Source organism: Arthrobacter sp. alpha11c, from assembly GCF_054149985.1.
Window position 1 is genome coordinate 1,307,353 of the sequence record NZ_CP196747.1, and the last position, 25,422, is coordinate 1,332,774.

Annotated in this window: 20 protein-coding genes and 2 pseudogenes; 11 read left to right on the top strand and 11 right to left on the bottom strand. The window is 63.1% G+C overall.

Going from position 1 to position 25,422, the window contains the following annotated elements; translation table 11 throughout:
- Positions 1-26: 26 nt before the first annotated feature.
- From ACTAQJ_RS06020 to ACTAQJ_RS06035, 4 genes and pseudogenes are all read right to left on the bottom strand, one after another.
- Entirely contained in the window at positions 27-482 is a 456-nt protein-coding gene (locus ACTAQJ_RS06020; protein ID WP_498701433.1) for a GAF domain-containing protein, read from the bottom strand.
- A gap of 42 nt (positions 483-524) precedes the next feature.
- Positions 525-2,198 (bottom strand): hydantoinase B/oxoprolinase family protein, encoded by a 1,674-nt coding sequence (locus ACTAQJ_RS06025; protein WP_498701434.1) that lies wholly within the window; start codon positions 2,196-2,198, stop codon positions 525-527.
- 10 nt (positions 2,199-2,208) lie between these two features.
- Positions 2,209-3,966 (bottom strand): hydantoinase/oxoprolinase family protein, encoded by a 1,758-nt coding sequence (locus ACTAQJ_RS06030; protein ID WP_498701435.1) that lies wholly within the window; start codon positions 3,964-3,966, stop codon positions 2,209-2,211.
- Positions 3,967-4,006: 40 nt separating this feature from the next.
- A pseudogene (locus tag ACTAQJ_RS06035) lies at positions 4,007-4,261 on the bottom strand (hydantoinase/oxoprolinase N-terminal domain-containing protein); the annotation flags it as partial.
- 410 nt (positions 4,262-4,671) lie between these two features.
- Between ACTAQJ_RS06035 and ACTAQJ_RS06040 the strand changes: the two are divergent.
- The 3 genes from ACTAQJ_RS06040 to ACTAQJ_RS06050 are packed head-to-tail and all read left to right on the top strand — an operon-like array spanning position 4,672 to position 7,867.
- The gene (locus tag ACTAQJ_RS06040; RefSeq protein WP_498701436.1) at positions 4,672-6,024 is read left to right on the top strand and encodes an MFS transporter; all 1,353 of its coding nucleotides are present in this window, start codon (positions 4,672-4,674) and stop codon (positions 6,022-6,024) included.
- Positions 6,021-6,872, top strand: a complete 852-nt coding sequence (locus ACTAQJ_RS06045; RefSeq protein ID WP_498701437.1) for an aspartate/glutamate racemase family protein — start codon at positions 6,021-6,023, stop codon at positions 6,870-6,872. The genes ACTAQJ_RS06040 and ACTAQJ_RS06045 overlap by 4 nt, the downstream gene beginning before the upstream one ends.
- A complete protein-coding gene (locus tag ACTAQJ_RS06050) occupies positions 6,869-7,867 on the top strand; it encodes a zinc-dependent alcohol dehydrogenase family protein (RefSeq protein ID WP_498701438.1) in 999 nt (332 codons plus the stop codon). Before ACTAQJ_RS06045 ends, ACTAQJ_RS06050 begins: the two co-directional genes overlap by 4 nt.
- A gap of 134 nt (positions 7,868-8,001) precedes the next feature.
- On the opposite strand, the gene ACTAQJ_RS06055 is transcribed toward ACTAQJ_RS06050, so the two are convergent.
- From ACTAQJ_RS06055 to ACTAQJ_RS06075, 5 genes and pseudogenes are all read right to left on the bottom strand, one after another.
- Positions 8,002-9,492, bottom strand: a complete 1,491-nt coding sequence (locus tag ACTAQJ_RS06055; protein WP_498701439.1) for a helix-turn-helix domain-containing protein — start codon at positions 9,490-9,492, stop codon at positions 8,002-8,004.
- Positions 9,485-10,567 (bottom strand): DUF917 domain-containing protein, encoded by a 1,083-nt coding sequence (locus ACTAQJ_RS06060; protein WP_498701440.1) that lies wholly within the window; start codon positions 10,565-10,567, stop codon positions 9,485-9,487. The genes ACTAQJ_RS06055 and ACTAQJ_RS06060 overlap by 8 nt, the downstream gene beginning before the upstream one ends.
- On the bottom strand, positions 10,564-11,784 hold the full coding sequence (locus ACTAQJ_RS06065; RefSeq protein WP_498701441.1) for a hydantoinase/oxoprolinase N-terminal domain-containing protein: 1,221 nt from the start codon (positions 11,782-11,784) through the stop codon (positions 10,564-10,566). Before ACTAQJ_RS06065 ends, ACTAQJ_RS06060 begins: the two co-directional genes overlap by 4 nt.
- 535 nt (positions 11,785-12,319) lie before the next feature.
- A pseudogene (locus ACTAQJ_RS06070) lies at positions 12,320-12,547 on the bottom strand (AAA family ATPase); the annotation flags it as partial.
- A 135-nt stretch (positions 12,548-12,682) separates the two neighbouring features.
- On the bottom strand, positions 12,683-13,216 hold the full coding sequence (locus ACTAQJ_RS06075; protein ID WP_431114800.1) for a TetR/AcrR family transcriptional regulator C-terminal domain-containing protein: 534 nt from the start codon (positions 13,214-13,216) through the stop codon (positions 12,683-12,685).
- Positions 13,217-13,371: 155 nt separating this feature from the next.
- Between ACTAQJ_RS06075 and ACTAQJ_RS06080 the strand changes: the two genes are divergently transcribed.
- From ACTAQJ_RS06080 to ACTAQJ_RS06105, 6 genes are all read left to right on the top strand, one after another.
- Entirely contained in the window at positions 13,372-14,601 is a 1,230-nt protein-coding gene (locus ACTAQJ_RS06080; protein ID WP_498701442.1) for a beta-ketoacyl-[acyl-carrier-protein] synthase family protein, read from the top strand.
- Positions 14,602-14,787: 186 nt separating this feature from the next.
- Positions 14,788-15,699: an MBL fold metallo-hydrolase gene (locus ACTAQJ_RS06085; protein WP_498701443.1), complete on the top strand. Its 912-nt coding sequence runs from the start codon at positions 14,788-14,790 to the stop codon at positions 15,697-15,699.
- An 18-nt stretch (positions 15,700-15,717) separates the two neighbouring features.
- A complete protein-coding gene (locus tag ACTAQJ_RS06090; protein WP_498701444.1) occupies positions 15,718-17,238 on the top strand; it encodes a carboxylesterase/lipase family protein in 1,521 nt (506 codons plus the stop codon).
- Positions 17,239-17,320: 82 nt separating this feature from the next.
- Complete coding sequence (locus ACTAQJ_RS06095; RefSeq protein WP_498701445.1) at positions 17,321-17,704, top strand: RidA family protein; 384 nt, start codon at positions 17,321-17,323, stop codon at positions 17,702-17,704.
- 81 nt (positions 17,705-17,785) lie between these two features.
- A complete protein-coding gene (locus ACTAQJ_RS06100; RefSeq protein ID WP_498701446.1) occupies positions 17,786-20,566 on the top strand; it encodes a helix-turn-helix transcriptional regulator in 2,781 nt (926 codons plus the stop codon).
- A 109-nt stretch (positions 20,567-20,675) separates the two neighbouring features.
- Complete coding sequence (locus tag ACTAQJ_RS06105; protein WP_498701447.1) at positions 20,676-22,811, top strand: FUSC family protein; 2,136 nt, start codon at positions 20,676-20,678, stop codon at positions 22,809-22,811.
- Positions 22,812-23,297: 486 nt separating this feature from the next.
- Here ACTAQJ_RS06105 and ACTAQJ_RS06110 read toward each other — a convergent pair whose 3' ends face one another.
- Complete coding sequence (locus tag ACTAQJ_RS06110) at positions 23,298-23,621, bottom strand: hypothetical protein (RefSeq protein WP_498701448.1); 324 nt, start codon at positions 23,619-23,621, stop codon at positions 23,298-23,300.
- Between ACTAQJ_RS06110 and ACTAQJ_RS06115 the strand changes: the two genes are divergently transcribed.
- Positions 23,608-23,841: a lipopolysaccharide assembly protein LapA domain-containing protein gene (locus tag ACTAQJ_RS06115; RefSeq protein WP_498701449.1), complete on the top strand. Its 234-nt coding sequence runs from the start codon at positions 23,608-23,610 to the stop codon at positions 23,839-23,841. The two genes, ACTAQJ_RS06110 and ACTAQJ_RS06115, sit on opposite strands and share 14 nt — an antisense overlap.
- Positions 23,842-23,905: 64 nt before the next feature.
- Here ACTAQJ_RS06115 and ACTAQJ_RS06120 read toward each other — a convergent pair whose 3' ends face one another.
- Positions 23,906-24,763, bottom strand: a complete 858-nt coding sequence (locus ACTAQJ_RS06120; RefSeq protein WP_431114792.1) for a diacylglycerol/lipid kinase family protein — start codon at positions 24,761-24,763, stop codon at positions 23,906-23,908.
- 387 nt (positions 24,764-25,150) lie between these two features.
- Here ACTAQJ_RS06120 and ACTAQJ_RS06125 point away from each other — a divergent pair, with 387 nt between their 5' ends.
- Positions 25,151-25,324, top strand: a complete 174-nt coding sequence (locus tag ACTAQJ_RS06125) for a hypothetical protein (RefSeq protein WP_431114791.1) — start codon at positions 25,151-25,153, stop codon at positions 25,322-25,324.
- The last annotated feature ends 98 nt before the right edge of the window (positions 25,325-25,422 follow it).

Here is a 25,422-nt window from a genome sequence, read left to right on the forward strand (position 1 = left end):
CCAATTGGTACCCGCCCGCGAAGGAACTAGTTGGCGGTGGTAAGGGCTTCTTCAAGGAGATGGACTGAACGGCGGGCGACGTCCACGGCTGCCTCTACTGAGTCCCGGTCATAGCTGCCCTCAGGGGCGAGGAAGTTCATCGATCCGATAGTCCGGCCGCTGCTCACGACCGGAACGTTCACGATAGCCCCGCAGCCCAATGACTCGATCGTTTCCGAATCAAAGAAGAATGCGCGGACCGCTTCCTTGTCCGCCCCCAGGAACGGCTGCTGTCCCTTGAGAACCTGTTCAAGCCACACCCGGTTCGTGTCGCCGGCGAGCGTCTTCTTCCCGCCTACCGGATAGACATCCGGATGGGTGGTGTAGACGCGGGCCATGCTGGCGCCGTCGTCGGCGATGACTGAGACGGTAAAGAGGGTGACGCCGACTTCCTTCCGGGCGTTTTCGTAAACGTCGTCGAAGGATTGATATTGGGAACTCATGGAGTCCTCCCTTCTGGATGGGAACCCATCCGCTGGTGGGGCTTAGTAGCCGTAGTGCGTCTTGGCGAAGTCCTCGGTGATGAATCCATTGACGATGTCGTAGGTGATGTCCTCGCGGGAGCGCTTGGAGACGTCTCCGAAGCCGCCGCCACCGCCCACAGCGAGGCGGACGACGTCGCCGGCTTTGACCTTGCGGGCGTTCGCCTTCAGGGTGCGGACCTCATCAGCGCGTCCGGGGTTGATCACAACTTCCGGGCCCTGGGCGTCCGATCCGCCGAAGAGTCCCCAAGCAGGGGTCTTCGACCGTTCGAACCAGAGCCCCACCACGCAGTCGGCCAGGAATTCGTATTCGCGCACTACGCCGTTACCGCCGCGGTATTGTCCGGGTCCGCCGGAGTTGGGGCGGATGGAGTACTCGTTGATCCGGAATGGGTAACGGGTCTCCAACATTTCGATCGGCAGGTCCTTGAGTGAGCCGTTGACGTTGTTGATCATGGCTGATTCACCGTCCGTGCCCTGCCAGGCGCCCCAGCCGCCCAGGGTGGCTTCCATCGTGACGAAGTTCCGGCCGAAGCGGGTGTCGAAACCGGCGGCGGTGATAATCATGGAGTCACCGTGGCTGGCGCTGGCGACCCGTTCAGGCATGGCCGGGGCCATTGCCTTGGAGACAAGGTCAATCAGCAGCCCAAGATGGGAGAAGTACCACTGGCACGGGGCGGGCGTCACGGCGCCCAGAACCGAGCCGGACCGCACCTGGGTGGTCATTGGCCGGAAGGAACCACCGTTGGAGTTGGACTCCGGGCTGACGAGGAGCTTGTAGCCAACGCGCAGTGCCGAGACGGCCTGGGCGGCACCACAGTTGACCGGCCCCAGGGTCTGGTCCGCCGATCCGGTCACGTCGAAGTCAACGGTGTCGTCCGCTACCGTAATCCGCAGCTTGATTGGAATGGGAGTGTCCAGATCGATGCCGTCGTTGTCCAGGAAACCCTCGGCTTCGTAGACGCCGTCCGGGATATTGCGGACGGTCGCACGCTCGATTTCCTCCGTTTGGCGGAAGATCTCATCCCGGGCGGCATCCAACTGCTCCATCCCGTACCTGGCCACGAGCTCCTTCATGCGGGTGGTCCCCATCCGGAGGGCTGCGATCATCGCGTGCATGTCACCAATGGTCTGGTAGGGGAAGCGCACGTTGGTCCGGATCAGGTCAACGACAGAAGTCTCAATACCGGCTTCGACCAGCTTGACCGGCCCCATCCTGAAGCCTTCCTGGAAGATGTCGGTCGAATCCATCGAGCCACCAACATCCTTGGATCCCATGTCCATCCAGTGCGCACGGGTGGCCGCGAATCCGACCACGGCGCCGTCGTCGAAGATCGGAGCAAAAATGGTCACATCGTTCAGGTGGGTGCCACCCAGGTATGAATCGTTGAGGATCCAGATGTCCCCTTCCTGCCAGACCGCGCGGCCGTACATTTCCTCCACGGCGATCGAACACGTTTCGAGGTTGCCCAGGAACAGTGGCAGGCCTGCGGACTGTCCGAGCACTCGGTGTTCGGTGTCCAGTAGGGCCACGACGCAGTCCCCGCCCTCGTAAAGGATGGGTGAGTAGGCGGAACGGATCAGGGTGGCGTTCATGTCATCCGCCGCGCTGGTGAGCGCATTGCGGATGATTTCCACGGTGACCGGATCCAGGGTTGTGACTGCTGCAATTGTCATTTTTGGTACCTCAGTTTTCTTCGACGTTTTCAGTGCGGATGACCAGGGAGCCGAACTCGTCGACCTTGACGTTGAACCCGGGGGGAACCACGGTGGTGGCGGTCTGCTCAACAATGATGGCGGGACCTTCGAAAGTGTGGCCTGCTCCGAGGTCGTCCCGGCGGACCACGGTGGTGCTGTGCTCTACGTGGTCAAAGACCACTTGGCGGATTTCGTGCTTGAACTCCGGCCCCTGTGCAGTGACGTAGCTCGGAGCTTCCAGCCGCCCCAAGTCACCGACAGCCTGCGTTCGCAGCGTAACGATTTCGATCGGCGCACCAAGGTTGGAGTGGCCGTAGCGCTCGTGGTACATCGCGGAGAAGCGGCGGGCGAGGTTGGCGACGAAGTCGGGAGATTCGGGCTCGTCAGCGGACGTCAGCGGAACGTTCAGCGAGAACTCCTGTGACTGATAGCGGACGTCCACGGACGCCTTCGTCGCGCGGCTTTCCTCCGGGACCCCTTCCGAGACCAGTGATGACAAGCCTTCGACTTCCATGGAGCGCAGGATGCCGGCCATGTCGGCCACGTCAATGTCTTCGTCGAGGTAGAAGTAGGGTTCGGAAAAGTCCTTGCGGATGTTGGTTTGCAGCATGCCCCAGGCGGAGAAGGCACCGGGGAATCGGGGAACGACTGTTTCCGGGATGCCCAGTTCCTTGGCAAGGAAGACTGCGTGCATGGGTCCGGCTCCGCCGAAGGCCACGAGGGAGAAGTCCCTGGGCTCGATGCCGCGGGAGATCGTGATGGTCCGGATCGCCTGGGCCATCTGCGAGTTGGCTACGTCGCAGATGCCTTCCGCCATGGCAATGGGGTCCAGGCCGAGCTGGTCACCGACAGTTTTCAGGGCTGTTATCGCGGCTTCGCGGTCCAAGGCGACCTGTCCGCCGGCGAACCAGTCGGGGTCGACACGGCCGAGGACCAGGTTGGCATCGGTGACGGTGGGTTCCGTCCCGCCGCGGCCGTAGCAAGCCGGTCCGGGGGTGGCTCCTGCGGAACGCGGTCCGACCCGCAGGCCGCCGGCTTCGAGCCAGGCGACGGAGCCGCCGCCAGCGCCGACGGTGTGGATGTTGACAACGCTCATGAGCATCGGCAGACCTTCGAGGTGGGCCTCCGTGGAGACGTCCGGTTTGCCGTCGACCACCAAGGAAACGTCAAAGGATGTGCCGCCCATGTCCACACCGATGAGGTTGCGGTTTCCCGAGACACCCGCCAGTTCGACATCGCCCATGGCTCCGCCGACCGGGCCGGAAAGCAGTGTCTGCAGCGGGCGCTTACGAGCGGATTCGGCGGTGAGTACACCGCCGGAGGACTGCATGATGTGCAGTGGGGCTTCCACTCCCCGGTCGGCGAGTTTGTCTTCCAAGTCCAAAAGGTAGTTGCGTACGACTGGACCCGTGTAGGCCTCGACGACGGCAGAGGACGTGCGCTCGTATTCGCGCCATTCCTTGGCTGCTTCGTGCGAAAGGGAGACGGTGAAATCTTCCCCGAGTTCCTCTATGAGGATTTCGCGGGCCCTGAGTTCGTGCGAGGGGTTCTTGTAGCTAAACAGGAACGCAACGGCGACGGCGCCATAGCCCTCCTCTTTTGCCCGGCGCGCTGCTTGGCGGACTGCCAGTTCGTCCAGGGGCACAAGTTCCCCGCCTTGGCTGTCCAGCCTGCCTTCGACGCCGATGACATCCTTGCGCTCGACCAGCGGGGCGGGCTTGCGGTACTCGAGCGTTGTAGAGCTCAAGACGCGGTCCGCGGGCGATGTGATAAGTGTCCTCTATGCCGGCGGTGGCCAGCAGCAGCACGGGAACACCACGGCGTTCGAGGAACGCGTTCAGGCCCTGCGTGGTGCCGTGGACCAGGAAATCGATGTCCGAGAGATCATCGACTATCGATTCGAGGCCCGCGATGACGCCGGCGCTCAGGTTCCCCGGCGTGGTTGACGCTTTCGTTGCCGCGTAGGTTCCGGCGTCCTGGTCGTACGCCACAATGTCGGTAAAGGTTCCGCCGATATCCATCGACACCCTGTAGTTCGGCATGTTTATCTCCTCATGGTTTCTGGGAATGGCACTTTGTGTGTGGCAACACGCTACCTACGGGGCCAACCATGGGGATGGGCATACTGCACCCTTGTGCTCAAGCTGGACGGGCAGACTGCATAAAAGCGATGGCAGTTACGCCACGCCCGGACGGGTGCACGTTTTGGGCGGTAGGGCTTGGCGCCCAAACCTGCATGCCAGAAAAGTGCATGCTGAACACCATCTGTGAGTTCTCGGTTTGTACTGTGAGGGCAATCACTCGGCGGGAGGCTTGGACAGCCTGCTCCGAGTGAAGGCTTGGATGAGCTGCTCCGAGGTGCACCGTGCATTCCTTGAGATCCGGACTGTTCTCCGTGCACAGAAACGCTGTTTGTCCTTCTTATCCCATTCGCAATATCGGAGGTCACGACATGTCCAATATCGACCCACTCGTTTCAGGGCAAGTGCCCGGGACGGCGAGTCCACCTCTCTCCATGGCCGTGGGGCACGCGTTCCGCGACATGCCCTTCGGGTTCATTCACGTCAAAATCTGTGCGGTCCTCTTCGTTGCTTTCGCAATCGAAGCCTGGGAAATGCTCATGCTCACCTACGTTGCCAGTGATCTGGCGACGAGCCTGCAGGTCGGTATGACGCAGGTAGGAATCGCCATTTCGGCGCTCTTCCTTGGCATGATTCCCGGGTCACTCGTTTGGGGACCCATCTCTGACCGGATCGGCAGGAAGGCCACCTGTGCGTGGAGCTTCTTCGGTTACGGCGTCTTTACGCTCCTGAGCTGCTTCGCACCGAACTTTGAGGTCCTCTCGGTGGCTCGCTTCCTCTCCGGGCTTTTGTTCTCCGGCGTCTTCACTGTGACTTTCCCCTATTTTGAAGAGCTGCTCCCCGTGAAGGTCCGCGGAAAGGCCACTGTATATCTGGCTGCAGGGTGGCCGATTGGCATCCTTGCCGCCCTCGGCACCGCTGCCCTGATCGGAGGGCACGGCTGGCGCTGGGTTATTGCTGTTAGCTCGCTTGCCAGCCTTTGGGGCATCGTTCTGTACAAGGTCGTACCGGAATCCCCCTACTGGCTCGCGAGGCGGGGCCGGAATGAAGAGGCACACGCTGTCCTCGAGCGTCTGGGTGCACGAGGCATCTCCCGGAGCACCATGTTGACGGTCTCGGACGGCAAAAAGCTGTCCTTCTGGAACCTCTTCAAGGGGAGGATGGGCCGGATCACGGTTATTCAGGTCCTGATCAACTTCACCTTCTCCTGGGGCTACTGGGGACTTCAATCGTGGATGCCCACGTTGCTTGAAGGGCGAGGACTGAGCGCCTCATCAAGCTTTGGCTTCATCGCACTGAGCGCGGCGCTCATGATCCCCGGCTATATGTCGGCCTCGTACCTTACCGGACGTTTCGGGCGCAAGTGGATCTTCACGATCTACGTCCTCGCCGCTGCAGCCGGCGGATTCTTCTTCGGGACAGCCTCCACAGAGACCGAGATGTATGTAGGCATGTTCTCCCTGGCTTTCTTCGCCCTGGGAGCCTGGGGTGTCTGGGACACGTGGATGGGTGAGCTCTACCCCTCAGTGCTTCGTGGCTCAGGTTACGGGTCCGGGCTTTTCGGTCAGCGCGTCGCAAATACGGTCGCACCGAGTCTTGTCGGGCTCCTCCTGGCCTCAGCCACCGAAACTACTTCGACAATCCTCTTTATCAACATGTTCTTGTTTGCCACGGTCGTCCTCGGCCTGTTCTTGCCCGAAACCGAAGGAAGTGAATTGGAATGATCAGCCCAACCGAAACCCTCGACGTTCTCCCGGAAAGTGCCCGGATCCTGTGGATCAACCCGCTGTTCACCAATCTATACAACCGCGCAATGGCGGACTCCTTCCGCCAGATTGTCCGTCCGGGCACCGAAGTTGATGTCGTCTCACTTGATGGCGTGGGCCCCTCCCACATTGAGTACAACGCCTTCGAGGCACTCATGCTCCCGCAGCTGCTGCGCACGGTGCGCTGGGCGGAAGAAGAAGGCTACGACGCCGCCGTCATCGGTTGTTTCTACGACCCGGCGCTGCGGGCGGCACGCGAAATCACCGATCGCATGGTGGTTGTGGGCCCGGCGCATTCGGCGCTGAGCATCGCCGGCAGCCTGGGCGAGCGATTCTCCATCCTCGTTGGACGGAAAAAGTGGATTCCCGAGATGGCCGAGAACGTCCACCGTTGCGGCGCGTCAGACCGTCTTGCCTCGTGGCGCGTGCTTGAGATGGGCGTCGACGACTTCCAGGCGGACCCGGCTCTCACGGAGAAACGGATCATGGCCGAAGCCCGCAAGGCCGTGGAGGAAGACGGCGCAGACGTCGTCATCCTCGGTTGCACGGCCGAATTCGGATTCTTCCGAACGGTTCAAGAGGAAATTGGCGTACCCGTGATCGACGCGACTGTGGCCCCGCTCAAACACGCTGAGCAGCTCGTGGACTCGGCCCGCCGTTTCGGTTGGACGCACAGCAAGCGCCTGGGCTACGACGGGCCCACGGCACAAGAACGTGCGCGGTTTTTCCCGGCCCTCAAGCCAAAGCACATGGTGTCAATGACTCCGGCGTCCGCGTTGACTGAACTCTCGATGGTCCGGCCATGAGCAGGCCGGAATCCGCGGTTGTCTTCCGCGAACTGGGAGGCCCTGAAGTGCTGAGCGTCGAAGATGCTTCGCCACGTCCGGTCGCCGACAACGATGTCCGCATCGACGTCGCAGCATTTGCACTCAACCGGGCAGATCTGATGTTCATCCACGGGGAGCACTACACCATCCCGGCGTTCCCCTCGCGCATCGGTTCCGAGGCAGTGGGAACGGTGACCGAGATCGGCAAGAACATCACGGCCTTCAACATCGGCGACCGTGTGACGAGTATTCCCTTCTACACCACGACTGACGGCGTGCAAGGAACGACAGCCGTCCTTCCGGGAGACTACCTAACCCTTGCTCCACCCGAGCTTTCGGATGCCCAGGCCTGCTCTGTTTGGATGCAATATCTCACGTCCTATTTCGCCTTTGCAGAGGTAGCCAATCTCGGATCCGATGACACCGTGCTCGTCACGGCCGCCGCCAGTTCGGCCGGGCTTGGCGCCATCGAGGTTGCGCGCGCACTGGGGGCGAAGGTGATCGCGACGACACGGACGGAGAAGAAGCGGTCGCTCCTCCTCGAAGCAGGCGCAAACGAAGTTGCCCTTGTGGGAGTCGACGATCTCGGCGAGGTCATTGACCGCACCACCGACGGCAAAGGCGTGCGGGTCGCTTTCGATCCTGTAGGAGGAGAGTCCCTCGGCACCTACGTCCATCACCTGGCACCCAATGCAGTGATTTTCGGGTACGGAACGCTGAGCGATCAGCAGCCCGTCATCCCCATGGCAGCAATGTGCAGGACTCAATCGGTGTTCCATCCCTACTCAATGTTCAACCACGTCGGACGGGCCGATGAGCGGCAGCGAGGTGTCGACTTCATCCTCGAGCGGATTGGCTCCGGCGCGCTGCGGCCCAGGGTAGACAGGGTCTTTGCTTTCGACCAGGTGCTCGACGCCTACCGCTACATGGAGTCGAACGAACAGTCAGGGAAGATTGTTGTCGAGATCGGTTAGCCCTGCGGTCCCTGGATACCGTGTCCACAGAACAGTTGTCCATGGAACAGTTCGAAGGACACGGACCAGGGACCGTTCCCGGGCATGGACCGCGGTCACGGATTGCTGGCGGAACGGTATGCCCGCGTGCTCGCCTAGTCTTGCAGGGAGCGCTGCAGCACTTTGGCAATGAGGTGGACGGACAGCAGCTCGGACGGGATATCCAGCCGGACACCGAGTTCCCGTGCCCGGTTAAGCCGGGCCTGCAGGGTGTTCCGGTGCAAATTGAGGGATTTCGCCGCGAGGCTGACTGAGCTGCGGTGATCCAGGAAGACGGCCACCGCCGTAATAATCACGTCGCGGTCAGGAGATGCCATCAGCCGCGGCAGTGTTAATTCGGCCACGAGCTCGACGGCGTCCACGTCCACGAAGCTCGTGGCCGCCGCCACCCCGAGGCCGGCGAGGCCGAGAACCGTACCCGGTCCCATCGACCGGGACGATTCAGCAGCCAGCCGGCCCTCACGCACGATCAACGCCAGCGCGGGGCCGTCCTCCTGCCACCGGGACAGTCCGGCCACCAGCCCAAGCTCGGCAAGGGCCGGTCCCAGACGTGTCCTGATTCGGGTTTCGAGCTGCGTCGAGGCGTCCTGGTCCCCAGCCGGCACGAGGGTTAGCCAACCACCTTGAACCTCGGCCAAGGGACTGCGTGCTGTGACCTTGCGCCAGAGCAGGCGCAGCACAGCCGTCAGTTCGGGCCGATGGTCTTGCACCCGCCCGCTTCGGAACCACACAGCCACGTAATGCTCCCTTTCGCGCCAGCCCAGCTGGTTCAGCAGATGTCGGTGTTTTTCCTCGAACTCCGCCCCTGACGCATCAAGGTCCTGATCCAATCCGGCGATCGCCGCCGTGGGAATGGCACGGGCAGAGCTGTGTAGGTCTTCCAACAACCAAGCGGCCTTCACCGCCGGGGTGGCTACCTCAAGGATTGAGCGCACCAGACGCAGGTTGTGGACCCCGGATGTGGGCACGCTTGCCGTGAGGGTGAAGCGGAGGGCACTATTGGCCTCGCCGACTTCCACGGTGATGACTTCGTCAGTCTCCCGTGGAGGTATTCCGGCGGAGGCCAGCACCACGCCGTCGTACCCCAGCAAAACTCCCACCCCGTCCAGTTCCCTGGAAATGGTCTTGAGAACGTCACCGAGGGTGGTGTCCCTTGCGACCGCCCGGGCTACCCGGGCCAGTTCCGCATCGACCACCGACAGGGCAGCTCCGATCTCGGCCGACAGAGCCAACGCCAATTCCGCTGGGTCCCCGTCAGCGGCCAGAAGGGTGGTGCCCAACCGCTCCGCCAGTCCGACCGCTCCGCTTGCATAGGTACTGCCGGCCACGACGACGGCACTGGCCCGCCGCTCCCAAGCGTGTCGCAGTGCCGCGGAAACCAGCCAGCCACCTGATCCCATCTCCGGGGAGAGGACGACCACAGTGTTGGGACGCACCTGTCGGATTTCCTCAAGCTGGGAGACCAGAACCACGCTCTCCACCAACCCGCTCGATGGAGTGAGATACAACGGCGTTGTGCCACGGAGTGAGCCGTGCGCCAACAGCCCGGCGAGATCGAGCCGGATTTCATTTTTCGACCTACGCATGTCGCCGCCTTGGGTGCACTATCGGGATGCCGAAGGCCTTAGGCTCAGTGAGATCAAGCCCCGCCTCTGTGTACCACTGTGCGGCTGCCGTAATCTTCATGATGTCCATGACGTCGCCCACCTGGATGTCGTCGATGTTGACCACCGTGCCCTGCTCGGAATTGAGCAGGGTCACCATGTCTGGGACAGCTGCTGTTACTTCGCCATCCACGAGGACAAGCAGGATCTCATTCTGGATTTCGAGACGGACGATGCGCCCCGTGGTCTCGTCATCGAGCGTTACGCTGGACGGCTGCGCCGGCAGGCCGAGGTCCGTTGGCCGCGAGAGGCTTTCGATGTGGCTCACGCGGGCCCGGGCGATGCGCGTGGTGCCGAGGAGTTCGCTGAGCATCAACAGCTTTCTCTCGACGGGGGTGTTCGCGTCGAGGATTTGCCCGATCCGGATCATCCGGCTGATGGACCCGTGGACTCCGTGCTCCTTCAGCTGTTGGGCGGAACACGGGTACATGGCGGTGGCTGCCCAGCCGCCCAGTTCGGTCACCAGTGCACGAACAAGCGTTTCGGCCCGCTGCGGGCTTTCGACCTCGACCACCGCCCGTTCCCCGGTCACCCCCATGAGCGCGATAGGGCCTATCGCCACCTTTCCAATATTCAACGTCGTTTGGCTGATCAAGGGGAAAACGCGGCCCATGGGGTCGGAATCGATGACGGGCAGCGAGGACTGCAGTCCAACCATGAGGGGGACGATTCCGTTGACATTGGCGGCGGCAAGTGAATAGATTGCCCGCACCGAGCGCCCAAGATTCGCCTCGATGGCACGGATGCAGCCAAGGAACTCATCTCCCACGGGAGGCATGTCGGCGATGAAAAGGCCCTGCGTGACCATTCCGACCGCCACCACCAGGTCGTCGGGAGCAAGCTCGTCAACGGTGATGAGTTCCAATGACCGGCCCTCCATCGCACGCTGGATCATTTCTGCGTAGATGTAGATGGCCGTCGGGTCGATGGTGCAGGTCAGGAAGTGTGCCCCGGTGCGGAGGTTCCGGACGTCTTCGGTTGTGAGTACTGTGCTCATGATGTTGCTCCCAGGGCAGCTGTGGGCAGCATGTGTTCCTCGTGGGCGTATGTTTCTCCTGCCGCTTGGACCCGGATTCGAACGATTCCCGGGTTGCCATAGGGCATGGCGTAGACGTTCGATTCAATGATGCGGGTCTGCCCGGGGCTGGCACCCAACTGGACCGCCGCTGAGTAGGCGTCCTCTTCGGCGAGGTTCTGTGCGCGTTGCAGGTCGTCCCGGCCGCTGACGGTCGCGAGCCTGTCGATCCACGCCGTCAGCGGCGCCGCGGCAGACCCTACCAGCGCGGCGTCCTGCGACGCCGGCAGAGTCGGCACCAGCCCGAACGGAAGCGCAGTCTCCTGATGCTCGCGGAGATCGGCAATCACGGAGGGGATGTCCGTGCGAACCGGATGGCGGACAGTATAGGGCTCAAGAATGGCTGCGTTGCTGGCGATGCTCGCGTCAAATCCTTGGCGGATGAGGCTTCTGGCGGCAGGCAAGCCTGCCCGGGTGTGGCCAACGGTGGCTCCGGCCTCCATGCAGAGAACGACTTCCCCATCGGGGATTCCCGCCAACGCGGCCGCACCAAGGATTGCCATCCCGGGCTCCGCGTACAACCCGTGCACAGGAGCCAACGCCAGCCGTGACAAAGGCGCCCGACCCCCGTCGTTCTTTCCAAACGACAGGAGAGCGGCAGGGAAATGGCTCCGGCCTGCCTCCTCAAGCAGGGCAGCCAACTCTTCCCCCGTCTCCATCAGGGCACTGTTAAGGATGGCCGTGTAATCGCGGTCCCGGAAGACGCTGGAATAGAAATCACTGGAAATACTGATCCGCATGTCCCTGTCGTTGCTGAGGATGGCATCTGCTACGCGCGTTTCATGCGCCTTTGACGCCGTCGAACCGACGGACGTAATCGCCACGTTCCGTACGCCACTGGCGATGATGCCAGGGAGAACAGCCACGAACGCCTCCAAGTCCAACCGGGCCAGGGGCCGTCCCCTCAAGTCATGACCCCCGCCGACGTGCACCGTGCGGGTCACAGCCGGCTCGATAAGGGGTGGCAGCACGGTCATATGGAAGCGGTCCGCGGGAGGGCGGGGCGAAATACGGATGGCGAGGACGCAGGCAAGCTTCCGCTCCGCCAGAACCCGTCCGACGTCGGCAGTGATCTCCGTGATGCCCGACGCGAACTCCCGACGGATAGCGGACAGGGACGATTCCAGTGCTTCGGGCAAGCTGTCGGCGTGCACCTCCCGGGCGGCGGAAACTACAGTCCGCCCGTCCAATACAACGGTCCGGCAGCTGGTTCCCTGTAGCCGCAGTCCCACTCTCATTGTTCAGATCCCTGTTTGGCGTCTACCGACATTGAGTACCTGCCGCGGGTGGATATCTTCCATCCACATAGAGTCCACCACTAGTCGTCCTCTAATACTCCCCCAAATCGCCGGAGAACGATCTTTGTTCAGAGATCGAACGGAGCTGGACCAGCACACCACCGAGCCATCCCGCGGACGAACGATGACGGCGGCTGGATTCCGATGGCCCCTCCTCCATGCCGTTTGGGAACCTCACGGTGCCTGCTGAGATGACGGTGGGAGTGGACGCCTCCGGTGAGGCGTTCATCAAGAATGTCGGGCCACCTTCCTTCGGGTCGCCGATCCGGACTCCTTCAGTTCGGGGACGTCCTGCAGTAGGTCTCCGATATGGGGCGGCAAGAACACGGAAGTGTAGCCGAACGCAAACTGGTCGTTGAATTGTCGGAATCGGAGCTCAGACCAGCCAGCGCCACCAGCGTGACTGTTCCCGTTCCGGCGTCGGGTCCGTCTCAGGCTCTGGCTCCTCACCCAAGACCAGCGCGGCCTCGGCGATGTCGTCCGCGGTGAGCGTCATTACGGCCTCACGATCGAGGGCATCGAGACTTTGTTCGTCGTCGAGGGACAGCCGCTGCGCCTGGCGGTTGAGCGCCTGCTCGAACAGCGTGCGGGCGAACCGGACACTCCTGGCCACGAAAATCGCCGGTGAACGCGACAAAGACACACTGGTCATCGCCCGCCTGCTACGCCGGCTGAACATCACGAACGCCAACGACGCCGCGGCGTCGAGTGCGTCGTTCACGACTATCGTGCCCACTAGCTAGAGATCCTCCCCCGGACTCCCACCACGAACAGTCAACGTGCCGGACAGGTCCACGTCGCTCCCCGATCCCGTGGCGCCGGCCTGTGACAGGAGGGTGGCTCCGAAGGCTGCGCTCCAAAACGTCCTGGTTTCCACCGGCATGGGACGTTGCACTTCCCAGTGCCTGTGCTTCATAAGACGGGCAAGATAGCGCTCAGACTGGCGGAACAGCAGATTCAGATGCTGATCCACTACAGCCGCCAGAGCAGGCCGGGATGTTCCCACTGCCAAGGCGCGCACCACAAGCGGCATGGACGGGAGCATCAGTACCGTGCGGGCCATGTTCCTTCGAAATGACTCGGGACTCCCTGCGCTGAGACCGATGGCCTCAACGCGTTCCGCATCGTGGAGCAATGCCAGAAAGGCAGCATGGATGAAGAGCGAGTCTTTGGAACCGAAGTAGTAGGTCACCTGGTTGGGAAATACGTCGGCATCGGCAGCGATCGCTGCCACGCTCACGTCACCCGAAGTGTTGGCCAGGTAAAGCTTCACCGCGCTATCCAGGATCCGGCCCCTGGTCGAGTGGCCACGAGCTTGCGATGGACCCCCCGGAAGACGTTTCCCCTTGCGTTCTGTGACCATGCAAGAAATTGTACTCCATACAACTATCTGTATATCTTGTATGTCATACAAGAAAAGGAGTTGCCATGAAGGCACGAGATATCGCTGTGACAGGAATAGGCGCCACAACGCCTTTGGGAGGCACCGTCGACACGACCTGGGCCGCCCTGCTTGAGGGCTGTTCAGGCGTGCGGGATGTCGGGCCGGATATGTTGCAGGGCAGCGGGCTCCCCGTAACCATCGCCGCACCCATGGCCACCGACCCAGCCACCGGACTTGACGCCGTCGAAGCCAAAAGACTGGACCGGGTCCAGCAAGCCGCCCTGATTGCCGCGGCAGAAGCTTGGGCAGATGCCGGTTCGCCCCAGGTCGACGGCACCCGACTGGCCGTGGCGGTAGGAACAGGCGTGGGCGGAATCGGCACGCTCCTCCGGGAGGACGACACCTTGGAAAACCGCGGCCAGCGCCGCGTCTCCCCGCGGGCAGTACCGATGCTCATGGCCAACGGACCCGCCGCGGCGGTCAGCATCCGCTACGGCGCCAAGGCAGGTTCATACACTCCGGTCTCGGCGTGCTCCTCGGGCGCCGAAGCAATTGTCCTGGCCGCCAGATTGATCCGTTCCGGCGAAGCTGATGTGGTCATTGCCGGCGGTGCTGAAGCCGCGATAACGCCCTTCACCGTCGCTGCCTTCCTGCAAACGAGGGCTCTCTCAACCCTTACGGCGGACCCCGCCTCTGCATCGCGCCCCTTTGCCTCAGACCGCGACGGCTTCGTCCTGGGCGAAGGCGCAGGCATTCTGGTGCTGGAAAGTGCCGAGCACGCCATTGCCCGCGGCGCCACTGTCCACGCGGTCCTGCGGGGCGTGGGCATTGCCTCCGATGCCTTCCACATGACGGCGCCGGCAGACGACGGCGAAGGCCAGATCACCGCCATCACCAAAGCACTCAACGACGCCGGCATGGGCCCAGCGGAGGTGGGCCACGTCAACGCCCACGCGACCGGCACCTCCTTGGGGGACCTGGCGGAAGCAAAAGCCATCAAGGCCATCTTCGGCGACACCATTCCGGTGACGGCCCCCAAGGCCTCCCTGGGGCATCTCTTCGGAGCCGCCGGCGCAGTTGAAGCCATCATCACAGTCCGGAGCGTCGCGCATGAAGTCATCCCTCCCACCCGCAATCTTCACCAGGGAAACGTGGACCCGGAGCTCGGGCTGGACATTGTCACCGAACAACGCCGCGGAACATCTCCCGCAGCGCTCTCCAACTCGTTCGGATTTGGCGGCCAGAACGTCAGCCTGATCTTCAGCAAGGGCTAAAGCTGTACCCGGTTCCTACTTTTCGGGGTCCCGCAGGAGGTCTTAGTGCTCGATGCAGTCACTTGACGGATACCCCGCGCACACGTCAGCGGTTCAAGATTTAAGGACACCGTTAGCTCGGTTGTGCCGGGTGCCTCCCGGGCGACAAACGGTACCGTTTCAAGAACTAAGGACTAAGGACTAATCATGGACCAGATTACCCTGGGCGATGTGAGCATTACCCGGGTCTGGGAATACTACGGACCCGTCGACATGACACCACAGACATTCTTCCCGGAAAGCCCACAGCAGGCATGGGAGGAAAACTCCTCATGGTTGGCGCCGCACTTCCTGGACTCCGAGACGCAGATCGTCAATTCAGCGATCCAGACCTGGCTGCTGCGCAGCGGGGGAAAGAACATTCTCATCGACACGGGAGTCGGCAACCACAAGGAGCGGCCTTACGCGCCGGTCTGGAGCCACCTCGACACAGATTTCCTGAGTAACCTCGCCCGTGCGGGCGTTCGGGCCGAAGACGTGGACATCGTGGTGAACACGCACCTCCACATCGACCACGTCGGGTGGAACACGTACTTGGACGGCCGCACGTGGGTGCCGACCTTCCCCAACGCCACCTATCTGATGCCTAAAACCGATTTCGACTTCTGGAACCCCGCCAACGGCTACAAACCGCTGCTCGGTCGGGGAAATCAGAATGTGTTCGAGGACAGCGTCGCGCCCGTACACGAAGCAGGGCTGACGTTGCTCTGGGAGGACGGCTACACGATCGACGAGAACCTGCGCTTGGATCTGGCGCCGGGACACACTCCCGGGTCTTCAGTCCTCACCCTGGACTCCGGTTCTGACCGTGCGGTGTTCGTCGGCGACATGCTGCACAGTCCTGTACAGATCTTGGAGCCGGACTCGAACAGCTGCTTCTGCGAGGATCCCGCCGGCGCCAGGGCCACACGGCGCAAAGTTCTCGGCTGGGCAGCCGACAACAATGCCTTGGTCGTTCCCGCACACCTGGGCGGTTCGGGCGCCGCCGAGGTGGTCCGGGAAGGGAGCAAGTTCTCCATCAAAGGCTGGGCTCCGTTCGCACCATACTCCGAAGGCTGAGACCACAGAAAGAAAACCATGAGTCACCATACTGACAACGGCGAGGACACCAAAAACGCCGAAAACACAGTCGTTACTGCCAACGGTGCGGTCCGGGGCTTTCGGCACGACGGAACGACCGCCTTCCTGAATATTCCCTACGCCGCAGCCCCGCTAGGCATCGGCCGGTTCCAAGCTCCGCAGCCGCACGCGCCCTGGCTGGGTGTACGGGACGCCACCAATCCGGGACCGAATGCGCCCCAGTCCGAACGCAAACTCGGCAACGTGGACATGTCCGCCTATTTCGGACCTGGGTGGGTCCGCGGAGAGGACTACCTGACCGTAAATGTCTGGACGCCTGACACAGAGGGCGAGCGGCTGCCGGTAATGGTCTTCGTCCATGGAGGCGGATTCGTGGCGGGGTCCACCCGCTCGGAACTCTATGACGGCACAGGATTTGCCCGTGACGGCATCGTCCTGGTGACCCTGAACTACCGCCTGGGCATCCCTGGTTTCCTCGATCTTCCCGGCGCGCCCGCCAACCGGGGTCTGCTCGATGTGATGGCCGCACTGCGTTGGGTGCAGGAGAATATCGCCAGCTTCGGTGGTGATCCCTCCAGCGTCACGCTCTTCGGCCAGTCCGCGGGAGCCACGATAGTCGGCGCAGTGTTGGCAGATCCAGAGGCCGAGGGCCTGTTCCGCCGGGCAATCGTCCAGAGCGGCAGTGGCTGGGGGGCCTTCACACCGGAGCAGGCCGCCCGGGTCACCCGCGCCGCAGCCGAGGCGTTGGGGGTGGAGCCCAGCGTCGAGGCGTTCGCGGACATCCCCGACGAGGACCTCGTCGACATCATGCCCAAGCTGTCGGGCATCGACCTGCAGACCGAGACCGCTGATGACCCGCTCATCGGCCTCAGCCCGTTCAGCGTCGTACTCGACCAGCAGCCGGCGGAGGCGGTCGCGGCCGGATGGGGCGGCGCCGTCGACCTTCTTGTGGGGATCAACGCGGAGGAAGGCAATCTTTATCTGGCTCCGTTTGGGAACTTCTCCACTTCGACCGAGGCAGACGTCGACGCGGCCGCGGTGCGCTCCCACCGGGATCCAGTCCGACTGGTGGAGACCTATCGCAAAGCCCGGCCGCAAGCTTCCTTCGGCGAACTGCGCTCCGCCATCATGGGAGACGCTCTGTTTGGCGCTGGCAGCTGGCGACTCGCCGACGCGCATGCCGAACACGACGCCTCCGGCACGTACAGCTACTTGTTCGCATGGCGATCCAACAGCCTTGAGGGAGAGCTCGGCGCCACACACGCCATGGAGCTACCGTTCGTCTTTGACAACATCGGGCTGCCGCAGCTGCAAGGCCACAAAGCCCTCCTGGGTCCGGATGATCCGCCCGCAGAACTGGCCGCCCGCATGCACGCGGCCTGGGTGGCATTCGCCAGCACCGGCGATCCAGGCTGGGACCGGTACGACACCGCCCGCCGGGCAACCCTCCGCATCGACGACGGTGTTTGGGCTGTAGAAGAAGACCCGCGCAGCGAGGAACGCAAGGCGTGGCGCTGAACCCCGGTGGCTCCGCCCAGCGGCAAGACCCATCGCCCAGCAGCCATTCGATCCACTCACCCCTATTCAAGGAAAAAACGCTATGAGCAGGACAATCGTCAGCACAAAACATGCGCCGGTTATCAGCGCGCCCCTTTCCCAGGGCGTACGCAAGGGGCCCATCCTCCAGATATCGGGCCAGCTTCCGTTCGACCTCCACACCGGCGCCGTCGTCGGTACAACCGTGGCAGAGCAGACAACCCAGGTCCTAAGCAACATCGCCGCAGTGCTCAAGGCAGCAGGGGCCAGCATGAAAGACGTCGTCATGCTGCGTGTCTATCTGACTGATACGGCCCACCTGGCCGAGATGAACGCGGCGTATGCCGAGGCTGTGGGCGAGCCCTATCCCGCCCGCACCACCGTCTACATGCAGCTGCCCCCGGGGCTGCTTGTTGAGATCGATGCCTTGGCGGTACTGACCGACTGAAACGTGGGCAGCGCTGCCGTAGCTGGCTATGATTACAGGTGCTAATCTTTCAGCTCCTTGGAGGCTCGTGTGAATGAGCGCGTGACCCAACACGGCGCGATCACGGGAGCCGAGTGCGGTCTCAGTCACCCGCTTATCGGGCGAGCGACTGAGGCCGCGCGCCTCGGCGGCCTGGTGGAGTCCATGCTGTCCAGCAGCCAAGTCCTGGTACTGATCGGGGACCCGGGCACGGGCAAGAGCATCCTCTTGGATGGCACCGCGGGGCGTGCACGCACGGCGGGCCACCAGGTGCTGACGGCGACCGGCAGCGAGACGGAGACCTATCTCGCTTTCTCCGGGCTGTACCAGCTTCTGCGGCCCGCCCTGACCATGGCCGAGAGCCTGCCGGTCCGCCAGCGCGCAGCTCTCCTCGGGGCGTTCGCTCTCGAGCCCGCTCCAGACATTCCGGACATGATGCTCCTTGGCGTAGCCGTCCTGACCCTGTTGTGTGATCTGGCCGACCGCGGGCCTCTTCTGGTCGTGGTCGACGATGCGCAATGGATCGACCGGGCGTCTCTGGACGTCCTGGCGTTCGTCGCCCGGCAGCTGGCCGACGAACCGATCACCCTGCTGTTGGCTGTTCGGAATGGCGACTTGCTTCCGGGGTTTAGGGAGCACCAGACGCTCATGCTCGGCCCGCTCGACGAAGCGGCGGCCAATCGTTTGCTCGACGTGGCGCAGCCCCAGATCCTGGACGGTCAGATGCGCTCGGAGATCCTCGACCAGGCGGTGGGAAATCCACTCGCCTTGATGGAGCTGGCAGGTGCCGCAACTCGCGGGCGGGAACAGTCTTCCAGTACGGCAGCCGGTCCCCTGCCTCTCACAGAGCGGCTGGAGCGGATCTATGCCGCACACCTGGACGAGCTGCCCGAGGAAACTGAGCGTGCTCTGGTGCTATTGGCAGCTGCGGACGCGGCGGACTCAGCGACGGCCGTGTTCCTCGGACTGCCCGATCTGGGAGACAAGGCATGGCTGCCTGCGCAGCACGCGGGCCTAGTAAGGCAGGTCGGCCGGCAGATCAGATTCCGGCACCCCCTCATCCGCTCGGCCGTCTACCATGCAGTGTCCTTCGATGCACGGCAAGATGCCCATCTGAGACTGGCCGAAGCACTGCGCGCGGAGCCTGACCGGCGCGCCTGGCACCTGGCCGCGGCTACTGCCCACCCGGACGCTGAAGTGTCCGCCGCATTGGAGGAGACTGCGGACCGGGCCCGGCGTCGCGGCGGTTATGCAGCGGCGGCCAAAGCTCTGGTACGGGCTGCCGAGCTCGCCCCGGAGCGTGAAGAGCGCGCGCGGTTGCTGGTAGCCGCCGCAGGCGCGGCTGTCTTCACGGGCCAACTCGCATGGGTGAAGGAACTCACGTCCCAAGCCCGAGGCCTCACCGACGACTCCGCACTCCAGGCGGCCGCGTCGCACCAGGCCGCCAAACTCATAACCCTGACTATGCATCACAACGTTGCCTACGCTGCGCTCACGCGTACCGCATTGGAGCTCTCCACCGTGGCACCGGAGTCGGCACTGGACATCCTTGGCGACGCCGCCGTGGCCCATTTCTACTCTGGCGAGGAATCGCAGAGGTACGAGATCCAGCAAATCCTCTCGCTCATCGCCGAGAACCCGCCCGACGCATCCCTGCGGGCGTGGGTGCGGGCCCTCGCGGATCCTATCGACAGCGGTGCAGACATTGTCCCGGAACTGCCAGGGCTGATTCGTCAGGAGAAGGACAGGCCCGACCGGCTGATGATCCTTGCCATCACGGCCTGGCTGCTGGATGAGACTCCCCTCGCGGTAAGGACCTTCGACATGGCCTTCGACCTGTGGCAGACCCACGGGCCACTCCCGAACGGACTGGGCTGCGCCGCCGCCCTGGCCTATCTGGAACAGGGCCGGTGGGCGCAGGCCCGCACCGTGTGCGAGGAGGTCGCCTCTGTGGCCGCGGTGACCGGACTGGAGCACGCCGCCGCGTGCGCGTCCGCCGTCGAAGCCATGGTGTGCGCTCTGCAAGGCGATACTCCCCAAGCGCGTACGCTGGCTGAAAATGCCCTGGCACTGATCGACCCGCTTGAGAGCCGGTCCGTCGCCGTATACGCCCGGCGGGCGCTTGGAGCAGTCGCGGCGACCGAAGGCGATTATGGTGCCGCCTATAAGCAGCTGCGAATGGTTTTTCGCTCTGACGGCTCCCCCCTGCATTATCAAGCATCCTACGCAGCGCTCGCCGAGCTGGCCGCCGCTGCCGCGCGCAGCGGCCACATCAGCGAGGCCGCTGCGATCGTGGAGCGCTGCGGACAGCAGCTCGGCAGCAGCGCTTCAGGGCGTCTGAAGGCGCTGATGAACCGAAGCCGTGCGCTGCTCTCCGACCCGGAGCAGGCCGAATCCTTCTTCCACGCCGCCCTGGCGGACACTACGCTTGAGCAGTGGCCTTTCGAACGAGCACAGACGCTCCTGGAGCACGCTGAGTGGCTGAGGCGCAGGCGCCGCATCGCCGAAGCACGGCCGGGATTCACCTCGGCGGTGGAGACTTTTCGCCGCCTCGGCGCCCGACCATGGATCGAACGCGCACAGGCGGAACTGCGCGCGTCCGGCGTTGACGTCGTCGATGCCGCGCCCGACGCACTCGCCGAGCTCACGCCCCAGCAGTGGCAGATTATCCGGCTTGCAGCCCGCGGACTCAGCAACCGGGAGATCGGCGAGAAACTCTTCCTGTCACCCCGAACGGTCGGCTCGCACCTATACCGCACGTTCCCCAAGCTCGGCATCACCGCCCGCTCACAGCTCCGCGATGTCCTCGAAAGCGCCCCACCGGCCGACGGAGCAGTCATCTGACGCATACCGCCCCGCGCGCTAGGCAGACCAGAATTGTCAGAGGCCGATCGAAACCATGACCGGCTCGACGGCGGCCGGGTCGCCGTCGCCAATGAAAGGGACGACGACCGTGCGGGAAAGATCGGCAGCGACTTTATGGAGCCGGTTCCTGGCCTCCGACCCCGGGTTACTGCGCCTGGTCTCAGCTCTCCGGGTAACTCTGGCAGTCCTCCTTACGCTGGGGATGCTGACTGCCCTGGCGCAGCCTGTCCAGGTGGTAGTGACTGGTGGATTCAGCGCCATGGTCGCCTCGCTCGCCACCAGCGACCTCAGCCCCCGTGACCAGATGCTCACCCTGCTGGGCGGTCTGATCACCTCTCTCGCCGGCCTCACAGTTGGAACGCTGCTGGCACCTCATCCCGCCGCGGCGGCTGTAGTCTTCCCACTGCTGATCTTCGCGGCCGCCTATGCTCGAAAATTCGGCCCGCGCGGACTGGGACTGGGAATCTTCGGCGCCATGATGCTCTTCTTGACGCAGGTCACCAAGGCAGCGCCCGTGCAACTACCGGAACTGGCAGGGGCTCTCGGCGTGGCCATCACAGCTGACGCCCTGGTGCGCTTCGCGCTCGTTCCGACCACCGTTCCAAGCATTCTGCGACGCCTGCAGCGGGCGTTCGACAGCCGTCTGGGCTCTGTGCTGGACGCGACGATCGAACTCCTGGCAACGGGGCGCGACGAAACACGGAGAGTTCGGGCATTGGAACGCAGCATCAAGCGCCTGCACGTGTGCGCGCTGTTGATTGAAGACGTCATGGACCGATGCCATCTGGATAAAGCCACCGCCGACACGCAGTTGAGGATCGCGCGTACCGAAAGCGCTGCGCGCCGACTTGCCGTTCTTGCAATGCGCTTGACGCGTATGCCCCAGCCGCTCCGCGATGGGCAGGCCCACACCCGCGAGCATCTGGTTCGCGAGATACGGGCACTGTACGACTACATGGCCAACTCCGATGATGCGTCACGCCCAGGAGTACGCGAACGGCTGCTGGACTACTCGGCGCATCCGCCATTCGCCCCTCCGGAACTGCAACACAGCTATCAGGGATTAGGGGAGCTGGCTCTGGCCGTGTTCGGCCATCACCCGGCCCCAGATGCTCGCGCAGCAGGGGCTACCGGGAAGCCGCGGCGAGCCCGCGCAGAGCATCGATCCACCCGTCAATCCTTCCAGGTCGCGGTAGCTGCTGCACTCGCCGCAGCCGGTGGAACGTTGCTCTCACCAGATTTGTGGTACTGGGCCGTGGCCACAGTTTGGGTCGTCTTCGTCAGGATGGAGAGCACGGCCGAAATCCTGCTTCAAGGCGCCAGGCGATTGGCGGGCACAATCCTGGGCGTGGTGTTCGGCTTCGGGCTCGCAGCCCTGGCCAGCAGTGGCACGTCCAGCGGACTGTGCCTGCTCCTGCTGTGCCTCTTCGGGATGTTCTACACCCCTCCGGCCGCTTACTGGGCTGTGACCTTCTTCATCACCGGCGCGCTCAGCGTGCTCATTTCGCTCCTCCACACCCTCACGACCAGTTTGCTCGTGCTGCGCATCGAAGAGACTGCGCTCGGCGTCGCCTGCGGCGTAATCGCTGCGGTCGTTGTCCTGCCTATCACTGCTGAACGAGTGAGCAACGAGCGCCTGGTTGAGCTTCTGCGCGCACTCGGCCGCGTCACCCGTCACGCTGTTGGCAGCCTCGACGAGAGGCACCTTGCCCGGGGGCTGTCCCAGGATCTGCGGGAACTCGATCAAGCGCTGGAGGCCTTCCGCAGGTCCTGTCTGCCGCTGGCTCACCCGGCCAACCCGCAACGCCGCCGGCGGGCCCGTGCCCGCTCCCTGATCGGACTCTTGGATGCTTGTGGGTACCACGCCCGAAGCCTCGCTGCCTTGGTCGAGCGGGTTTCGGACGTCCCACAGGTTGCCCGGCTGGGGATCGCAGAGCGGGGCATCGCAAGCACTGTCGAATGTTTAACCAGACACCTCGATGTCTATGGGAGTTCGACGCCGGAGCGCCTTGGAAGCGTCTCCACGATCACCCTGTCACTGCTCGCTGACGAGTCGGGCCTGCCCAGGAAGCTGATATCTCCCGGGCAACGGCTGCTGCTGCACGCTGAACGTCTGGACGCTGCCTTGCAGACCATTGGCACCATCCTGATGCCAATTACCGCAGCGAAGCCGCAGTGTCCAGCTGACGGGGGACCTGACCAAGGCGATCTCAGGGCTTGGTAACACTGGCAAATCTCGAAAACATGCGGAATCCGGGCCAGTCCGGTAGTTGTACGAGGTAGTACGAGGGCGGAAAGTGTGGACATTTTTCCCCACTTCTTTTTGCCGGTTTCCAGCAGACTCGTGTCGATAGAGGACGCGTGCAATTTTCCCCCAAACTCCTGCGCGTAGGCATAGCCGATCCGCTAGCCAGCACCGGTGCATCCGTTGCCAGCTCCATTGCAGGCTCGCTTTCATTCACCGGGGTCACCTCCGCTCTCGCCGGTTCATAGTCAGACGCAAATGAATATGCATGATCAGAAGCCATAGTGGCGAAAAATCTCGACATGGTTTAGCGACAACATCCCGAGATATCGGCGAGCTCAGCACCTGTCATCCCTTTGCGGAGCCCGGCTGTATCTAGTAGTGCGCGGCCATATCGGTTTGGTTCGTTCCCCTTCGGCGAGACGACGCGCCGCAATCAGCAGCACCCAATGACAGCAAGAGCATTTAGCCACGCCAGGCAGCGAGGAGGAAGCTTCTAAGGTAGTCGTATCGGTCTTCAAGGGAATCGGAGACAGCCTGGACCGTTGCCCATGCGAAGCATCCCCGCTGAGCCGGACCTCCGTTACGCGCAGCGGGCCGCAAAAGCGGAGAATTGAAGTGCACGGAGAGGAATTGATCAATCATGACATCGGAACCAGTCACGCCCGGAGGGCTGCCGCCTGAGCAGACGCCCCCGAACGGATCAACCCCAGGGCCCGCCCGTTCCCTTCCCGCTGAGACAAGGCCGAAGCCAACACGGTCCGGGGTGGTCTGGGTGGCTGTGGTCACGGCCCTTATTCTGCTGGTGCTGCTGATCATTTTCATCCTGCAGAACCAGGAACCTGCCAGGGTAATGTTCCTCGGCCTCGAGGGCACGCTCTCCCTGGGAATGGCCTTGTTCATCGCGAGCGTCGCAGGGGGAATAGTCGTAGCGGTTGCCGGCGCAGCACGAATCATCCAACTCCGCTCCAACGCCCGCAAGGTACGGATGCTCCACAAACGTAGCTAGCCGCTGCTCCACAGGACGACGGGGCCGCTGCTTGCAGCGTTGCCGCGACGGTGTGGCCCGTGGTCTACCCGAGCGTGGCCAAGACCTGGTGTTGGGCTTCGACCAGGACGGACGTGTGGGCGTTGATCTGCATGATTTCACCGTCGATCTGAAGTGGGATTGGATCGAGCGTGATGAATTCGTAGCGGTTGAGGCTTTGTTGCACGCCAAGCCCGATGGTAACCGCCCGAAGAGTCATCAACGCCATGCGCCATTTACTGGCATGGGGAAGCATGATGACCTCGAACAATCCATCGTTGGGTTCCCCTGTTTCACTGACCCTGCCGTATTTGGCCATGTAGGGGATGTTGGCCAGCACCAGGCTGTCGACCTTGGCGCGGGCACCGTCCGCACGGGCAATCTCCAAGGGTGTGAGGCTTGACAGGGTGCGGGCGACGGACACGAGCTCAGACAGTGCTCCCTTCGTACCTGCTGCTATGCCGATGGCCATGGCCGGCGTCAGCCCGAATCCGATGTACGAGTGGGCGTACCGCGTCCAAGCATCGGCCCCTTCCCCTACCTGCAGCCGCAGGAGATCGATTCGGCGAACTTCGCCGGCGACGATGGCCTCGATCAGCGGCATCTGGCGGGTGCTGCGCCGGTGATCATTGGCGTTGCCCCCGGCCATAACCGCACAAACGGCATTGCCCCCGGCATCCATTACACCGTTGATCACCTCGTTGTACCCGCCGTCGCCACTGACCGAGACAATCAACGGCCGACCAGGAGAGGCCATTTCGCGTGCCATTTGCCTGCCGTGCCCGGCGAAGCCGGTCGGCCTCAGGCTGACCGGCATCGTCGGCAGTCTGCGAGCCAACTCATCGCACAACCGTCCAGCCAAGACGCCCGCATCCCGGCTGCTGGCGGGATTGAATATCAGCACGATCCGGTCAAACCGCGCCGGAGGAGGAGACCCAGACAGTGCCCTTCACCGCCTAGGTTCTGGCCCGTGGCAAACCTGCGGCCGGTGAAATGCCCCGGGGGTGTTCTCAACAAAGATGTACTTGATTGTCGGGATCCTGGAGTGCAGCGGCATCTCCTCGTCAGCAACCACCACGTCTCCGTTCTCCCCTACAGTCATGGCCCATGCCCTGCCCGCTTGAACGATGCGATCCAATTCATTCTCTCCCCGTCCAGCCGACCAAGGAAGCAGGCTGGCCCGATGCGACCCCAAGTCACGTTGAGGAGGGTGCGAGTCTTCGCTGCCCATCAAAATGCCGGCGCATGGGCGGCCGGCATCTTGTGGACCCTGGCGCCGTCGCGTTCATCAATGAGAAGGCACACTTTTGGGCTGTTGGGTGCCTACCTACTCGCGGGCAACCTGATGGCCCAGCACGATTACGACACCAACCTGAAAGCAAAGGAAGAGATCGAACTCCTGATCACCATCAACCGTGAGCAGCTTGCGATCCTGCGGGAACTCACGAATATCAGGGGTTCCTGAAGGAGACAACCTTCCTGGACCGCAGTGCAGCAGGCCTGCAGGATGTGTCGTCCTTCGCCTTGCGGATCAGGTTGCCAGCAGAGCACGGCTACCCTTCG

Bases quoted from the DNA above. Each gene is read 5' to 3' on its own strand.
- ACTAQJ_RS06020 (WP_498701433.1), bottom strand. From the start codon at position 482: ATGAGTTCCCAATATCAATCCTTCGACGACGTTTACGAAAACGCCCGG.
- ACTAQJ_RS06050 (WP_498701438.1), top strand. From the start codon at position 6,869: ATGAGCAGGCCGGAATCCGCGGTTGTCTTCCGCGAACTGGGAGGCCCT.
- ACTAQJ_RS06055 (WP_498701439.1), bottom strand. From the start codon at position 9,492: ATGCGTAGGTCGAAAAATGAAATCCGGCTCGATCTCGCCGGGCTGTTG.
- ACTAQJ_RS06040 (WP_498701436.1), top strand. From the start codon at position 4,672: ATGTCCAATATCGACCCACTCGTTTCAGGGCAAGTGCCCGGGACGGCG.
- ACTAQJ_RS06045 (WP_498701437.1), top strand. From the start codon at position 6,021: ATGATCAGCCCAACCGAAACCCTCGACGTTCTCCCGGAAAGTGCCCGG.
- ACTAQJ_RS06090 (WP_498701444.1), top strand. From the start codon at position 15,718: ATGAGTCACCATACTGACAACGGCGAGGACACCAAAAACGCCGAAAAC.
- ACTAQJ_RS06060 (WP_498701440.1), bottom strand. From the start codon at position 10,567: ATGAGCACAGTACTCACAACCGAAGACGTCCGGAACCTCCGCACCGGG.
- ACTAQJ_RS06095 (WP_498701445.1), top strand. From the start codon at position 17,321: ATGAGCAGGACAATCGTCAGCACAAAACATGCGCCGGTTATCAGCGCG.
- ACTAQJ_RS06125 (WP_431114791.1), top strand. From the start codon at position 25,151: ATGAGAAGGCACACTTTTGGGCTGTTGGGTGCCTACCTACTCGCGGGC.
- ACTAQJ_RS06085 (WP_498701443.1), top strand. From the start codon at position 14,788: ATGGACCAGATTACCCTGGGCGATGTGAGCATTACCCGGGTCTGGGAA.
- ACTAQJ_RS06025 (WP_498701434.1), bottom strand. From the start codon at position 2,198: ATGACAATTGCAGCAGTCACAACCCTGGATCCGGTCACCGTGGAAATC.
- ACTAQJ_RS06080 (WP_498701442.1), top strand. From the start codon at position 13,372: ATGAAGGCACGAGATATCGCTGTGACAGGAATAGGCGCCACAACGCCT.